The 14,782-nt window shown below is 58.3% G+C and carries 12 protein-coding genes; 10 read left to right on the top strand and 2 right to left on the bottom strand.

The window, feature by feature from the left end; genetic code table 11:
• The first annotated feature begins 39 nt into the window (after positions 1-39).
• From ercA to ACESMB_RS02505, 4 genes are all read left to right on the top strand, one after another.
• Positions 40-1,203, top strand: coding sequence for an alcohol dehydrogenase-like regulatory protein ErcA (gene ercA / locus ACESMB_RS02520; RefSeq protein ID WP_372926353.1), 1,164 nt, complete (start codon positions 40-42; stop codon positions 1,201-1,203).
• Positions 1,187-2,938, top strand: coding sequence for an ATP-binding protein (locus ACESMB_RS02515; RefSeq protein ID WP_372970839.1), 1,752 nt, complete (start codon positions 1,187-1,189; stop codon positions 2,936-2,938). The genes ercA and ACESMB_RS02515 overlap by 17 nt, the downstream gene beginning before the upstream one ends.
• Before the next feature lie 170 nt (positions 2,939-3,108).
• The gene (locus ACESMB_RS02510) at positions 3,109-4,485 is read left to right on the top strand and encodes a class II fumarate hydratase (protein WP_372926355.1); all 1,377 of its coding nucleotides are present in this window, start codon (positions 3,109-3,111) and stop codon (positions 4,483-4,485) included.
• A gap of 44 nt (positions 4,486-4,529) precedes the next feature.
• On the top strand, positions 4,530-5,012 hold the full coding sequence (locus ACESMB_RS02505; protein WP_372926356.1) for a CDP-archaeol synthase: 483 nt from the start codon (positions 4,530-4,532) through the stop codon (positions 5,010-5,012).
• 10 nt (positions 5,013-5,022) lie between these two features.
• On the opposite strand, the gene ACESMB_RS02500 is transcribed toward ACESMB_RS02505, so the two are convergent.
• The gene (locus ACESMB_RS02500) at positions 5,023-5,997 is read right to left on the bottom strand and encodes a metallophosphoesterase (RefSeq protein WP_372926357.1); all 975 of its coding nucleotides are present in this window, start codon (positions 5,995-5,997) and stop codon (positions 5,023-5,025) included.
• Positions 5,998-6,142: 145 nt separating this feature from the next.
• On the opposite strand from ACESMB_RS02500, the gene chrA reads away from it, so the two are divergent.
• The 3 genes from chrA to msrB all read left to right on the top strand — a co-directional run bounded on the left by chrA (position 6,143) and on the right by msrB (position 8,504).
• Complete coding sequence (gene chrA, locus ACESMB_RS02495) at positions 6,143-7,321, top strand: chromate efflux transporter (RefSeq protein WP_372926358.1); 1,179 nt, start codon at positions 6,143-6,145, stop codon at positions 7,319-7,321.
• A 96-nt stretch (positions 7,322-7,417) separates the two neighbouring features.
• Complete coding sequence (msrA, locus tag ACESMB_RS02490) at positions 7,418-8,065, top strand: peptide-methionine (S)-S-oxide reductase MsrA (RefSeq protein WP_372926359.1); 648 nt, start codon at positions 7,418-7,420, stop codon at positions 8,063-8,065.
• Between the two features lie 10 nt (positions 8,066-8,075).
• Positions 8,076-8,504 carry a peptide-methionine (R)-S-oxide reductase MsrB gene (msrB, locus tag ACESMB_RS02485; RefSeq protein WP_372970838.1) on the top strand — a complete coding sequence of 143 codons (429 nt, stop codon included), beginning with the start codon at positions 8,076-8,078 and terminating at the stop codon, positions 8,502-8,504.
• Positions 8,505-8,514: 10 nt separating this feature from the next.
• Here msrB and ACESMB_RS02480 read toward each other — a convergent pair whose 3' ends face one another.
• Entirely contained in the window at positions 8,515-9,486 is a 972-nt protein-coding gene (locus ACESMB_RS02480) for a calcium/sodium antiporter (RefSeq protein WP_372970837.1), read from the bottom strand.
• Between the two features lie 331 nt (positions 9,487-9,817).
• Here ACESMB_RS02480 and mqo point away from each other — a divergent pair, with 331 nt between their 5' ends.
• From mqo to ACESMB_RS02465, 3 genes are all read left to right on the top strand, one after another.
• Positions 9,818-11,299, top strand: a complete 1,482-nt coding sequence (mqo, locus tag ACESMB_RS02475; protein WP_372926362.1) for a malate dehydrogenase (quinone) — start codon at positions 9,818-9,820, stop codon at positions 11,297-11,299.
• A 153-nt stretch (positions 11,300-11,452) separates the two neighbouring features.
• On the top strand, positions 11,453-12,685 hold the full coding sequence (locus tag ACESMB_RS02470) for an acetyl-CoA carboxylase biotin carboxylase subunit family protein (protein ID WP_372926363.1): 1,233 nt from the start codon (positions 11,453-11,455) through the stop codon (positions 12,683-12,685).
• 53 nt (positions 12,686-12,738) lie between these two features.
• Positions 12,739-14,763, top strand: coding sequence for a hypothetical protein (locus ACESMB_RS02465; protein WP_372926364.1), 2,025 nt, complete (start codon positions 12,739-12,741; stop codon positions 14,761-14,763).
• The last annotated feature ends 19 nt before the right edge of the window (positions 14,764-14,782 follow it).

The raw sequence follows: 14,782 nt of genomic DNA, 5'->3' as shown, positions 1-14,782 counted from the left end.
TCCGCTACAATAACAACAGCATCGCCGAAGAGAACGCCCATGAGCTACGATATTTCCGCTCTGCGCAAGTTTGTTTCCCCTGAAATCGTTTTTGGTGCAGGTTCCCGCAAAGCCGTGGCCAATTTTGCCAGTAACTTTGGCGCCCGGCAGGTGTTCCTGGTGTCGGACCCCGGCGTGGAAAAAGCCGGCTGGGTGACGGAAATCGTGGACATCCTGGTGGCAGCCGGCATTCGTGTCACGGTGTTTACCGGCGTCTCGCCCAACCCCAAAGTGGACGAAGTCATGGCCGGCGCAGAGCTTTACCGCTCCGGCGAGTGTGATGTCATCGTTGCCATTGGCGGTGGCAGCCCCATGGACTGCGCCAAGGGGATTGGCATTGTCAGCGCCCATGGCCAGAGCATCCTCGATTTTGAGGGCGTGGATACCATCACCTCGCCGTCGCCGCCGATGATCCTGATCCCCACCACCGCCGGCACCTCCGCGGATGTTTCCCAGTTTGCGATCATTTCCGACCCCAACCGGCGCTTCAAATTCTCCATTATCAGCAAGGCGGTGGTGCCGGATGTGGCGCTGATCGATCCGGAAGTCACGGAGACCATGGACGGCTTCCTGACGGCCTGCACCGGTGTCGATGCCCTGGTGCACGCCATTGAGGCCTTCGTTTCCACCGGCAGCGGGCCGCTCACCGATACCAATGCGCTGGAAGCAATCCGGCTGATCAACCGAAATCTGGAACCGCTGGTGCTCAACACCGCGGACGCCCACCTGCGTGAGCAGATCATGCTGGCGTCCATGCAGGCCGGACTGGCGTTTTCCAATGCAATTCTGGGCGCGGTCCACGCCATGTCCCACAGCCTGGGAGGCTTCCTGGATCTTCCCCACGGGCTCTGTAATGCGCTGTTGCTGGAGCACGTGGTGGCCTATAACTACACCTCTGCAGAAGAACGCTTCAGGCGGGTGGCCGAGGCCATGGATATTGACACCCGGGGGATGTCGAAACCGGTCATCAAACAGCGGCTGATGGAGCGGATCATCACGCTCAAGCGGGCCGTGGGTCTGGAGGCGAAACTGGCCAAGCTGGGTGTGACCACATCGGACATTCCTTACCTGTCGGGCTTTGCGCTGCAGGATCCCTGCATTCTCACCAATCCCCGCAAGTCTTCCCGTCGTGATGTCGAAGTCGTCTATGAAGAAGCCCTCTGATTCCGGAGATACCGGCTATGGTATCGGGGATCTGCTCGGCCTTGGCAGCCAGTCGGTCCGCAAGAACTACTATCCGGCGCTCCAGGACCGCATAGAGGAGCTGGAGAAGGAGCGCAACCGGTACAAGTGGCTGTTTGAAAATGCCCTTCACGGTATCTTTCAGGCCAACCTCAGGGGTGGCTTTGTGGCCGCCAATCCTGCGATGGCCCGTATGTGCGGCTATGACAGTGTTGAAGAGCTGATAACCCGTGTTGTTCGCCTGCGGGAGCAGCTGTTCTGCAGTTCTGGAGAGTTTGACGTTATCCGCCAGGAACTCCTGGATCACGGCAGTCTCAGCGCCCGGGAAGCCCGGCTGAGGCGCGCGGACAATACGCCCGTGCATGTTGCGATTACACTGCTGAGGCGTCCTGACCTTGGGCCGGAAGTGGTTGAGGCGTTTGTTGCCGACATTACCGAACGCCATCAGGCCCGGGAAAAGCTGCGCCAGCTCAATGCCGATCTGGAGCGCCGGGTAGAGGAACGCACCGACGAACTGCAGAACGCCAATGTGGTATTGCGGTACCAGATTGAACAGCGGGAAAAGGTGGAACAGGAACTGGTTGTGGCCGTGGACGCTGCGCGGGACGCCAATGAAAGCAAGGACAAGTACCTGGCGGCGGCCAGCCATGACCTGCTGCAGCCCCTGAACGCGGCACGCCTTCTGGTCTCCGCCCTGATCGACAGCAATCTGCCTGTGGACGAAAGCCGCCTCGTGCAGCGGGTACAGCGCTCTCTGGAGAGCGCAGAAGATTTGCTGGCGGATCTTCTGGATATTTCCAAGCTGGACCAGAAAGCCATGCAGGCGGATTACGTCCACACCGACATCGGTGCACTGATGCGGGGTCTGGCCGAGGAATTTGAACCATTAGCTGAAAATGCGGAACTGAATTTCCGGGTACGGGTGGGAGTGGGCAGGGTCCGTACAGACCCTCGAATGCTGACACGGATACTCAGAAACCTGTTGAGCAATGCCTTCCGCTACACTGCCGAGGGCGGCGTCCTGTTTGCGGCCCGAAAGCGCGGCCCGAACCTGGAAATCGGAGTCTGGGATACCGGCATTGGCATCGAAAAGGCGAAGCTCGAGGATATTTTCCGGGAGTTTCAACAGATATTACCCAAGGGCGGCAGCCGGCAGGGCGTTGGCCTTGGACTGGCCATTGTTGAGCGGATGGCCCGGGTACTGCGGTGCGAAATCCGGGTGGAATCGGTCTATGGCAGGGGCTCCTGTTTCAGCGTTCTTATCCCCCTGACCAGCGTGGCGCAGTTGCCTGCCGGACTTCCCGACCGGGAAACACCAATGCCGGCATCGTCTTCCTTTGGAGGGCTGCAGGTTCTGGTCATCGACAATGAAGAGCCGGTGCAGGAGAGTATGCGCGCGTTACTGGCGCGCTGGGGCTGCCAGGTAGTCACGGCAGGAAGCGCTGCCAGCGCCATGGAATACTGTCAGAGCACCGACATTATCCTCGCGGATTTTCACCTCGATGACGAGCTGACCGGATGCGAGGCAATCCATACCGTGCGTCGTCACTTTGATCGTGATATCCCTGCAGCAGTACTTACCGCTGACCGCAGTGATGACACCCGCCGGCTGATTACTGCCCAATACCTGCCCATCCTCAACAAGCCGGTGAAACCAAACCGCCTGAGAGCGCTGTTGACCAGCCTTTTGGCATCCCTGAACCCTGAACGGGATTGACGGTCTACACTCTAATGCCTGGTCGGGTTGAATTCCGCTTGCATGACAAGGGCACCAACACGGTTCACACTCTGGTTCTGAGTTTTGATCGGGTTACCGGCATTTGCGACCATGTCAGACTGAAGTCCCCGATCAACGAATAGTCGCGTCTGGCCGATGAGGAGAATGTCATGACCACGTTCAGGACGGAAAAAGACAGCCTGGGAGAAGTTCATGTTCCCGAAAACGCTTTATGGGGAGCCCAGACCCAGAGAGCGGTGGAAAACTTCCCGGTCAGTGGCCTGCCCATGCCGTCCGCCTTCATTGCTGCGGTGGTTCGGGTAAAACAGGCGGCAGCTGACGCCAATGCCAGTCTTGGATTGCTGGACAACGAGGTCCGTGATGCCATCGTGGCAGCGGGGAATCGCATACTCAGCGGTGAGTGCTCTGACCAGTTCCCCGTTGATCGTTACCAGACCGGCTCCGGTACCAGCACCAACATGAACGTGAACGAGGTAATCGCCGCACTGGCCCGGCAGGAGGGTGTCGAGATCCACCCCAACGATCACGTCAACATGAGCCAGAGCTCCAACGATGTGATTCCCACGGCGATCCATGTCAGCGCCGTGAGTGGGATTCACGAACGCCTGATACCGGCAATGACTCACCTGTGTGGCGTTATTTACGAGCGTGAGGCGCTGTATTCAGATCAGGTCAAAACCGGTCGTACCCACCTGATGGATGCAATGCCCGTCACCCTTGGCCAGGAGCTGCGAACCTGGAGGGAGCAGTTGCTGGCAACAGAGAAGCGTCTGGCTTCTGCGGCTGACGATCTGCTCATGATTCCCCAGGGGGGAACGGCGGTCGGAACCGGTGTGAACGCGTTGCACGAATTCCCGGAGCAGTTTGTCAAATTCCTCAAATCCAACACCGGCTACCATTTCCACTCGCTGGAGCACAAATTTGTAGGGCAGAGTGCCATTGATGCGCCGGTAGCGCTGTCGTCGCAGCTCCGGGGCCTGGCCATTGTGCTCACCAAAATTGCCAATGACCTGCGCTGGATGAACAGTGGCCCGATTCACGGTCTGGCTGAAATAAGCCTGCCGGCGCTACAGCCAGGCAGCAGTATCATGCCGGGTAAGGTGAACCCGGTGATACCTGAGTCCGTAGCCATGGTAGGTGCCCAGGTCATGGGCCTGGACAGCAGCATTGCCATCGCCGGGCAGTCCGGAAACTTCCAGCTCAATGTGATGCTGCCGCTGGTGGGGGCGAACCTGCTGGATATGATGGAGCTGCTGAGCAACGCATCCACAATGCTGGGCGACAAGGCGATCCGCGATTTCACCGTGAATACCGAGCATCTGAATGCAGCGGTTGGCAAGAATCCGGTCCTGGTTACGGCTTTGAATCCCGAGATCGGTTACAGCCTGGCTTCGGACATTGCCAAGGAAGCCTATCAGAGCGGAAGGCCGATCATTGACGTTGCGGAAGAGCGTAGCGGTCTTGACCGGGAGCGGCTGGAAGAATTGATGGATCCGCTGAAGCTGACCAAGGGCGGCGTAAGCTGACAAACAACCGTCCAATGGGCGGCACCTGACGGAGGCTGGGCAGTTTGCTGATTTCACTCGAGCTCTTCGTTATGCTGGTGCTGGCAAACGGCGCACCGGTGGTCGCCGCGCTGATGCTGGGAGAGCGCTGGTCTGCGGCGGTGGATGGCGGGCGACAGTGGCGCGACGGCCGGCCGGTGTTGGGGAAAAGCAAAACCTGGCGGGGTGTCGTCTCCGGTGTGCTGGCCTGCGGGCTGTTTTCGCTGATAACCGGGCAGGGGTTCCTGTTCGGCCTGTTGTTTGGATTGCTGGGGCTGGTCGGAGACATGGTCAGCAGCTTTATCAAACGCCGTGCCGGCCTGGCCTCCAGTGCCCGCGCCATCGGCCTGGACCAGATTCCCGAGGCGCTTCTGCCGATGGTGATGGCGTGGTACTGGCTGGAACTGAGCTGGTTTGTGGTGGCCGGTGTTGTGGTGCTGTTCACCGTCTCCAATATACTTCTGTCGCCGGTTCTCTACCGATTGGGTATTCGCCACCAGCCCCACTGATCCCGCTGTACTAGCCCGGCCCGCCGGTGAGCGTGTGCAGGGTTACTTCCGGCGGGCAATTCAGACGCACGTTGACCACCGATGTGCCGGTTCCCGGTGAGGTGTAACCCTGCATGCCGTTGCGGCGCCAGTACCCGCGGCCCAGCTCCCGTGGGCAATCGGAATCCAGGGTGACGGGAAAACCGCCGGGCAGGCAGATCTGCCCGCCATGGGTATGACCACAGAGAAAAACGTCATAGCCGGCATGGGCGGCTTCCCGCCAGATTTCCGGAGTATGGCTGAGCAACAGGCTGATGCCGCCAGGCGGGATTTCATCACCGGCCTTGTGAAGATTGTGAACCTTGTAGAAATGGGCATCATCTACCCCGGCGAGGTACAGCCTGTCCTCACCTCTCTGCAGTATTGCATGCTCGTTCATCAACAGGTGGTAGCCCATATCCTCGAGGCCGGGCACCATGCGCACGCTGTCATGATTGCCCAGCACGGCATAGGCCTTGCCCTGGATGGCATCCCTCAGCCTTGCCATGCCCTCCATGGCATCTTCGATCGGCCCCCAGGTTCGGCGTCGGTAATCACCGGTGAGCACGCACAGATCGTACTCAAGCGGCTTGATCCGGTTGATCACCGCTTGCAGGTTGGCCTCGTCCATATCCACATGAAGGTCGGTCAGTTGCAGTATCCTGTAGCCTTCGAACGCGGCAGGAAGGCCAGTGATGTGAAATCGGTTGTGTACGGTGTCGAGGCGGCGGCTATTAGCCTGGCCCCGCCGGAACAGGCCGGCCAGTTTCAGGCAGGTGCTGATAAACCGCGGTGCGGAGGTGATATTCTCAAGATGGAACGAGTGCCGGTCCGGCCCGAAAACTTTTGACTCTGCTTCCTGTTCGATGCCGAGACGCTGGCGGGCGTGAACCGGGCCAAGCCGGAGGCTCAGACGGTATTCCAGCAGCTCGTTCTGATTTTCTGGTGTATGTGCCCGGGCAGTCATTACTCATCCTGTTGGTTGTTGTGAACGTTTCCTGTCACGATCCGGTCAACACGTTCCTTCATTATGGTTGGGTCTGGGAGTGATGCAACAGGCACGTCATAATGTTCATCCTTCATACTAAACGTTGTCACAGACAGAGAGTTCCATGTCGAAAGATGTTTATGCAGGAGCCTTACCTGCCTGGCAGATTTTTTTGTTGTTCCTGCGTCTGGGCCTGACCTCGTTTGGTGGTCCGGCGGCTCATCTGGGGTTCTTTCACGAGGAATTCGTAAAACGCCGGCGCTGGTTGTCCGACTCCGCCTATGGCGAGGTGGTCGCATTGTGCCAGTTATTACCAGGGCCTGCCTCCAGCCAGGTGGGTTTGACCCTCGGATTCCTGCAACGAGGGTACAGCGGCGCTGCGGCAGCGTGGTTTGGTTTCACGCTGCCATCGGCCCTGTTGATGACGTTGTTTGCCATGGGGCTGGGGTTGTGGCCAGATGCCGGTGAGGGCGGCTGGATTACTGGCCTGAAGCTTTTCGTAGTGGCAGTGGTTGCCCAGGCCGTATGGCAGATGGGCCGTAGTCTGTGCCCGGACTCTCCGCGGTTATCCATAGCGATGATGGTAGCGATACTGTTGCTGACGGTGGGGGCAACCTGGATGCAGATTCTGGCCCTGCTTATGGCAGGCGCTGCGGGTGTGGCGCTGAAACTGCCGCAGAAACAGTCTGAAGAAGCGTTGACCATACCGATGCAGACCCGACGCCCCATGGTTTTCTTCGCGGTTTTCGTGGTGTTGCTGCTGTTGGCGTTCCTGCCGCTGGCTTCGGATTCCCTCGGCTGGATATGGGCCGAACTGTATCGTGCCGGTGCACTCGTCTTTGGTGGCGGTCACGTTGTATTGCCGTGGTTGCAGGAAGGCTTCGTGGCTTCCGGCAATATGCCGGCAGATACCTTCCTCGCCGGTTACGGTGTTGCCCAGGCGATGCCGGGCCCGCTGTTTTCGTTTTCTGCGTTTCTCGGTGGTACCGAAGGTGGCTTGGCAGGCGCCGCGGTAGCTGTCGTTGCTGTTTTCCTGCCGGGAACCCTGCTGGTGTTTGCCGGTCTCCCCCTGTGGTCCTACATTCGCAGCCACGAGGTTGCCCGAGCGGCACTTGCTGGCGTGAATGCCGGCGTCGTCGGGCTGTTACTGGCAGCACTTTATGATCCGGTCTGGACTTCCGCCGTAAATAGTTCCGGCGCAATTGCTTTTGTCCTGCTTACCTGGGTCAGTCTGGCTGTCTGGCGGGTGCCAGTGTGGATTCTTGCGCCCCTGAGCGCTCTGGCAGGTTTGATGCTTTTCTGATCAGGGCGGTCAGGGGTAGTCAAAACGGGTCAGTCAAGCCACACTTGGCCAAAGCGTGAGTGAACCATTGGTAATGACTCAGAGGCAGAAGCTGATATGTCGACATCTTGCAATATTCCAGGCCTGAACGTACCCAAGAGCCGCTTCCCGGATCCGGAAAGTGACCTGCCCACTGCCAGTGATGCCGAGCAGAGAATCGTGCTGGCGGGTGGCTGCTTCTGGTGTGTGGAGGCGGTATTCCTGGCGGTCAACGGTGTTACCGGCGTCGAGTCTGGCTACGCGGGCGGCAGCGCGGACACTGCCAGCTACGAAGCGGTATGCAGTGGCCAGACAGGGCATGCGGAAGTGGTGGATGTTCGATACGACCCGCAAACTGTCAGCTTCGGAGAGATCCTGAAAGTGTTTTTCTCCGTGGCTCATGATCCTACCCAGCTCAATCGACAGGGCAATGATCGGGGCACCCAGTACCGGTCAGCCATCTTCTACGAAACCGAAGATCAGAGACGGGTGGCCGAGGCATATATCCGCCAACTGGATGCGGCCGGCATCTACGATGATCCGGTGGTGACCAGCCTGGAACCACTGGAAGCATTCTACCCGGCGGAGGAATACCACCAGAATTTTGCGGCCAGAAATCCCTATCAGCCTTACATTATGGCTGTTGCAGCACCGAAGATGGAAAAGCTTGTGGACACATTCGGTGACCGGCTGAAACCCGGTTACACCGGTAATGATATTGCCTGAGGAGGCTGCTATGAGCGTTTCTGCAGCAGGTTACGACCTGACACCGCTGACACCTGAACAGATTGAAGAGAAAGCCGCCGGGCTGACCGGTGAAGAACGCCGTGTGTTACTGGACCACGGCACCGAACGGCCATTTTGCGGCACCCTGCTGGACAACAAGAACCCCGGTGTCTATTACTGCCGGCTGTGTGAACTGCCGCTGTTCAGTTCCGATTCCAAGTTCGATTCCGGCACGGGCTGGCCCAGTTTTTTCCAGCCCTTCGACACCGATCATATCCGCTATCTTGATGACAGCAGCATGGGTATGGTCCGCACTGAAATCCGCTGCCCCCGCTGTGACAGTCACCTGGGGCATGTGTTTCCCGATGGCCCACCGCCCACCGGTCAGCGCTACTGCCTGAACTCGGTGGCGATGGTGTTCCGTGAGAATCAGGACTGACCGGTACTGGTCAGCTCACCACGGTTGATACCAGGTAGCTGGCGTAGCCGACGTATACCAGAAGAAGTAACAGGCCGGAGGGGCGTCCGATGGTCCGGGATTTACCGTTAAGGCCAAAGCTCATCAGCAGCAGGCCGATGGTGAGGGCCGTCATCAAGGTCCAGTCGCGGTAGAGAACCTCCATGTCTACCGTCATTGGCTCGATGGTGGCGGCCAGGCCGACAACGGCGAGCGTGTTGAAGATGCCTGATCCCACGATATTGCCAAGGATAAGGTCATGTTCGTTTTTCTTGACAGCGGCAAGGGCCGAGGCCAGTTCCGGTAGTGACGTGCCGATGGCGACAATGGTCAGGCCGATGACCAGATCGCTGACGCCCAGGCTCTGGGCGATGAATACCGCTCCCCATACCAGCATGCGGGAGCTGACCAGCAGCAGTACCAGGCCGACGGCCAGCCAGATCAGAGCAATCCTGAGTGGCATGGGATGAGCGATCAGATCCGAATCGGTCTCGCCGATCAGGGCGTCGCCTTTGCCGCGAACGCCCTGGACTATGGACCAGCCCATTACGATTGCGAACACCGCCAGAAGAACCCAGCCATCAGTGCGTGTCAGTTCACCATCAATCAATTGATAACCGGCTATTGCTGTCAGTACCAGCAGTAATGGCAGTTCCTTGCGGATTACCTGTGAGTGCACCGCAATCGGGGCGATCACCGCAGTAAATCCTACGATAACGGCAATATTGGTGATGTTTGAGCCATAGGCATTGCCTAATGCCAGCCCGGGATTGCCATCCAATGCAGCCATGGCAGATACCGCCAGCTCTGGCGCCGAGGTGCCGAACCCGATGATAACCATGCCGATCAGAAGGGAGGGCATGCCCAGGTGTGCTGCGGTTGCCGCTGCGCCTTCAATGAATCGGTCAGCACTCCAGACAAGAAGAATCAGACCGGCGATGATTGCTCCAAATGCCAGTAACATAGAGTAGCCCTGATGATGTAAGCCCCATGGTATGAGACTAAAGTGGCGGTGATATCCCGGGCCGCAGGCGCGAGAATGATAGCAAGCACGCCCGGCGGGCGCATTTTAAACGTTTGACCCACTCGCGGCCACTGTTCGTACAGGAAGTCTGGTGTTGTCCCTCGCCAGGCATGCGCCGGCGTTTGCTCCGGGCCAGCATTGGCCGACTGTCAATTGATAATCGCAATTTATTATCCGTTGAAAAAACGGGATAATCGCGCCACAACTTCAGAAGGCCCCTCTGCTGATCGTGGGCGGGCTGCAGGCTTCAAACTAGCTAGGGTGAAAACCAATGGCCGTTAGACAGGCAGATGTAGTGCTGGTTGGCGGTGGCGTCATGAGCGCTACCCTCGGCATGATGCTCAGGCAGCTGGATCCTTCCCTGGACATCGTCATGGTGGAGCGTCTCGATCACGTGGCCCATGAAAGCACCGATGGATGGAACAACGCAGGTACCGGGCATGCCGGCTACTGTGAACTCAATTACACGCCGGAAACCGGAGATGGTGATGTCACGATCGAGCGGGCGCTGAAAATCAATGCCTCGTTTGAAGTCTCGCTGCAGTTCTGGTCGCACCTGGTGGAGGAGGGCATCCTGCCGGAGCCCGGAACCTTCATCAACCGCACACCGCACCAGAGTTTTGTCTGGGGTGAAGACGGGGTGAAGTTTCTCAAGCGCCGTTACGAGAGGCTCAGTGCCCATCACCTCTTCCGCGAGATGGAGTACACCGAATCCCCGCGGGATCTGGAAGACTGGATGCCGCTGGTAGTGAATAACCGCGATCCGATGCAGCGTGTGGCCGCCACGCGGGTCAAGCACGGTTCGGATGTGGACTTCGGATCCCTGACCCGCAGCATGGTCAAGTTCCTGGAATCCACACCCAATTTCGAGCTGATGCTCAGCAGCCCGGTGCATTTCCTGGCCAAGCGTGACAACGGTCGCTGGAAGGTACGTGTCAAGAACCAGAAAACCGGCGAGCTGACCAAGCTCGAGGCGGGCTTTGTATTTCTGGGGGCCGGCGGCGGTGCGCTGCCAATGCTGCAGAAGTCTGATATCGATGAATCCAAGGGTTACGGTGGTTTCCCGGTCAGTGGTCAGTGGCTGGTGTGCCAGAAGCCGGAAATCGTTGAGCAACACAACTCCAAGGTTTATGGCAAGGCGCCCATTGGGGCGCCCCCGATGTCGGTACCGCATCTGGATACCCGCATCATTAACGGCGAGCCGGCCCTGCTGTTTGGCCCCTTCGCCGGCTTCACCACGCGGTTCCTCAAGAAGGGCTCTGTATTCGACCTGTTCGGCTCGGTGAGCCCCACCAACCTTCGTCCCATGCTGTCGGTAAGCAGGACCAACATGGATCTGACCCGTTACCTTATCGGCGAAGTGTTCCAGTCTCACAGCGATCGTGTGGCGTCCCTGCGCAACTACTTCCCGGACGCCAGGGAAGAAGACTGGCGGTTGCAGGATGCCGGCCAACGGGTGCAGATCATCAAGAAGTCACCGGATGGTGGTGGCAAACTGGAATTCGGAACCGAGATTGTGGCGGCGAAAGACGGCACTCTGGCGGCCCTTCTTGGAGCCTCTCCGGGAGCCTCTACGGCAACCCATGCCATGATCGATGTGATCGAACGCTGCTTCCCGGAACGTATAAAGACCCCGGAATGGCAGGAACGTATGAAAGTTATGGTTCCTTCCTATGGCCAGTCGCTGGTAGATGATGAGCAACTACTCAATAAAGTGCGGGAACGAACCCTCTCAACCCTCAGGTTGAAGTGATATTTCCAAATGATCTAAGCGCGGCAAAAGCGCCGGCAGCACTGGTTTAACCACCTGTGCCGTCGGCGCTTATTGCGTTTCAGGGTTTGGGTCTGGTTGCGATTTGCACTTGAAACGTTAGGTTATTAAGAACACCCACGAAGGAGAACGCATATGAGCGAGCACAAGTTCGATCCGAATAAAGGCTATGTCGCACTCCTGGGCTGGAGCCTGAACGCGGTGGAAGCCGCTGACAAGTTCGACCGCCGTTACGTGGTGGTTGCCCCGGATTGGGCGGAAACCTACTGCAAAGAACACGACATTCCCTACGTTCCCTGGAACTTCGAGCGCCTGAATGATCGCTCTGTGGAGATTGCCCAGACCCTCAAGGAAATGGGTGTGGATGTGGCCATTCCGCTGTTCGAGGAAACCGTGGAGTGGGCCGGTGCCATCAACTCGGTACTGATGGATCAGCCCAAGCTGTTCGGCCAGTCCATGTTGTTACGGGACAAGGCTCTGATGAAGCGCCGTGCCCAGTTGGGCGGTATTCGTGTGGGTATCTTTGAGGAAGCCCATGACAAGGATGACGTTATCCGTTTCCTTAAGCGCGTTAACCAGACACTGCTGAAGCTTGACGGCGACCCCAACGACCCGATCCACCTGAAAGCTTTCGACAAGGCCGGTTGCCTGGGCCACCGGGTTATCCGCACGCCGGATGAAGTGGATACCATTCCCGAGGAAGAGTTTCCGGTGCTGATGGAATCCCACCTGGACGGCTGGGAATTTGCGGTTGAAGCCTGGATACATAACGGCAAGATTGCGTTCCTGAACATCTCCGAATACGTCACTCTTGGCTACTCGGTTTTTGTTCCCGCCACGCCGGATCTCGAGAAATACCGGGAGCAGATTACCCGTGAGATTGAAAAACTGATCAAAACCTTTGATATCGAGTTCGGGTTTATTCACCCCGAGTACTTTGTGACCAGTGACAGCACCATGTACTTCGGCGAAGTGGCTTACCGGCCGCCGGGCTTCAAGGTATTCGAGCTTCTTGAACGCGCCTATGGTTTCAATGCCTACCAGGCATTGATCATGACGTTCGACCCGAAAACCACCGACGAAGAGGTCAAGGCCTTCTTCCCGAAAGAGGTGGTGGATGCCAAGGGCTATGCAGGTTGTTTCGGTGTTTATCCCCGCCGCCGCGTGGTCAGCAAGCTGGAAATGCCGGAAGAGACCGAGAATCACGAGTACTTCGAGTCTCATGAACTGACGCCACCGATGGAAGAAACCGTTACCAAGCGTACTGCCTTTGGCACGCACTGGGGTCTGATTTACTTCTTCGGTGAAGACCCCTATGTGATGAGAGATATGCTGAAACATCAGGAAGAACTGGATTTCTATGTATAATTCCGCAAGGAATTAACAACAACGGGTCTGGCGCAGACCCTGAGGAAAACAGTTTGAGCAATTCCAACGCTGAAAACCCGGCAACTGTTGTGAACTTCGATAAGCTGGTGCAGCGACTGGATGATGCAATAACGGCTCTCGACGAGAGCCGTGCTTTCGCAAAACCCGGAAAGCTGCCCCGGGTGTTCGACATCGTTCGCCGGGTGCTGCTACAGCCGGGGGGCTGCCTTGCGATCCAGGAGCGCGCCGAATGGCTTGAGAAAGCCGGCGTATTCTGGGGAACCGACTGGGCAGACCCCTCCATTCTTTTGCCGTCGTTGACCACCTTCGCGCTGCAGAGTCCCCAGGCCGATACAGTCATTATCGAGGCCATGAGCGAACTGCGGCTGCTGGCTGTCGCCCGTGGTGATTACCTGCATGAGTCGGTGTCGGCGGAACAGGCGCACCATTACCTGACCCAGGTACTGGCAATCAACCTCAACATGCTGTTTGGCGAATCCGGTGAGGCTGAACGTGAGCAGGGCAAGCTGGCGCTGGTCAGCCGTGCCGTGGTTCAGCACATTGCGGTAAAAATCGGCTATGAACATGTTATCGACAAGCTGATAGAAGAAATCTGGCGGATACTGCAGCAACGGCCCATACAGGTGACCAGCGTGCGGCAGATGATTACCCAGATCGCATTGTGCAGGGTTGACCCCAATGTGGACCTTGGTGGTGCAGGCCAGGGTGCCGAGCGCCTGATTTCCAGCCTCTACGGACCAACCCAGGCCTGCCGGGAAGACCCGGGCATTCCGGTATACGAAGAGCGCCTGCAGTCCATGGATTCGGGGGCATTACAGAGTGAGGCCACCGGATTCGCCCGTTCCATGCACGACACCGGGCTGGTGTCTCCCTACCATGCGGCCTTTGTGCGGTACATCCTGGAAAAACAGGACTCCATGATGACCGAGGCCCTTGGCCTTTCCAGCACCGGCCGAGATTGCCTCCTGTGCTACAAGGACCTGGTCCATGAGCTGGTCGCCGAAGGGGTGTTCCCGGAAACAGCCCAGGGCCTCTATGGCCTGGCGCTGCTACTGGAGCGGGGGATTCTCTATCAGCCTCCGGTGGCGCCGGCACTCTGGCGACAGGCCCGTTTGTCTATCTGTTCCGAGGCGCGAGAACGTCTCCAGCTGGCCTATGGCTATCAGCCACAGCCCAAGGCCTGGCTGATCCAGGGAGTGCTGAACATGCTGGGCCAGCCCCTCGGTATAGGGCAGGGCAACAATCCCACCTGCCAGTCGGCACGGGCTCTGTCCATGTGGGCCTATAACGATCCCGATTACCTGCTGCAGATGGTGGCCTGGGCGGCCCGGGACAACGAGATCATCATGCACTTCGAAGGTCAGCCGGTTTCCTCGGCGGCCAGCCGGGGCGGCGTGGCCTCTGAGGTAACGCTGGATCTTGACCCGGTTTCGCTGGTGGTGGTTCCGCATCTGGACCGGATCTATGCAGAGATGGGGCGCCTGTGTGTCGGTCGCCAGGGGGACCCCCATCAATGGGTGAATCCGGAATTCCATGGCTGGTCAGCCGGGCGGGGCTTCCGCATCAATGTGGATGTGGCAACCGGCCAGCTGGATGACCTTGAGACGTTCCTGAGGCATTTCTACGCCAGCTACCACCCCTATTACAACGGCAACCAGCCATTGATCCACCCGCAACCGGCGGGCGTAGCCGTTACCGATAGTGCCGCAAGATTCATTGGCTGGCACGCCATTACCATCCTTCGCGTAACACTGGACCCGGACGACGTCATGCGGGCGTATTTCTTCAACCCCAATAACGACAGCGGTCAGAACTGGGGGGACGATGTGGTGGTCAGTACCGCAGGCAAAGGCGAGCGCTTCGGTGAGGCCTCTCTGCCTTTTGAGCAGTTTGCTTCAAGGCTGTATATCTTCCACTACGACCCCCTTGAGCGGGGTGAGCCTGCAGAGGTTGGCGAGGAAGAACTGGAACGGGTGATCGGCCGCGTTCATCGTAGTTGGGGCCGTGACCGGCTGCCCGCCGAGGCATTGCAGGCAGAACCCCCGCGGGAAAGTTGAAAGTCAGGTTCAGTCAATC

This window comes from Marinobacter sp., assembly GCF_041686475.1.
Lineage (GTDB): Bacteria > Pseudomonadota > Gammaproteobacteria > Pseudomonadales > Oleiphilaceae > Marinobacter.
The sequence above is the reverse complement of the archived record's forward strand: the minus strand, read 5'-3'. Positions and strand labels throughout refer to the sequence as shown.

Bases quoted from the DNA above. Each gene is read 5' to 3' on its own strand.
- ercA (WP_372926353.1), top strand. From the start codon at position 40: ATGAGCTACGATATTTCCGCTCTGCGCAAGTTTGTTTCCCCTGAAATC.
- ACESMB_RS02515 (WP_372970839.1), top strand. From the start codon at position 1,187: ATGAAGAAGCCCTCTGATTCCGGAGATACCGGCTATGGTATCGGGGAT.
- ACESMB_RS02510 (WP_372926355.1), top strand. From the start codon at position 3,109: ATGACCACGTTCAGGACGGAAAAAGACAGCCTGGGAGAAGTTCATGTT.
- ACESMB_RS02500 (WP_372926357.1), bottom strand. From the start codon at position 5,997: ATGACTGCCCGGGCACATACACCAGAAAATCAGAACGAGCTGCTGGAA.
- chrA (WP_372926358.1), top strand. From the start codon at position 6,143: ATGTCGAAAGATGTTTATGCAGGAGCCTTACCTGCCTGGCAGATTTTT.
- msrA (WP_372926359.1), top strand. From the start codon at position 7,418: ATGTCGACATCTTGCAATATTCCAGGCCTGAACGTACCCAAGAGCCGC.
- msrB (WP_372970838.1), top strand. From the start codon at position 8,076: ATGAGCGTTTCTGCAGCAGGTTACGACCTGACACCGCTGACACCTGAA.
- ACESMB_RS02480 (WP_372970837.1), bottom strand. From the start codon at position 9,486: ATGTTACTGGCATTTGGAGCAATCATCGCCGGTCTGATTCTTCTTGTC.
- mqo (WP_372926362.1), top strand. From the start codon at position 9,818: ATGGCCGTTAGACAGGCAGATGTAGTGCTGGTTGGCGGTGGCGTCATG.
- ACESMB_RS02470 (WP_372926363.1), top strand. From the start codon at position 11,453: ATGAGCGAGCACAAGTTCGATCCGAATAAAGGCTATGTCGCACTCCTG.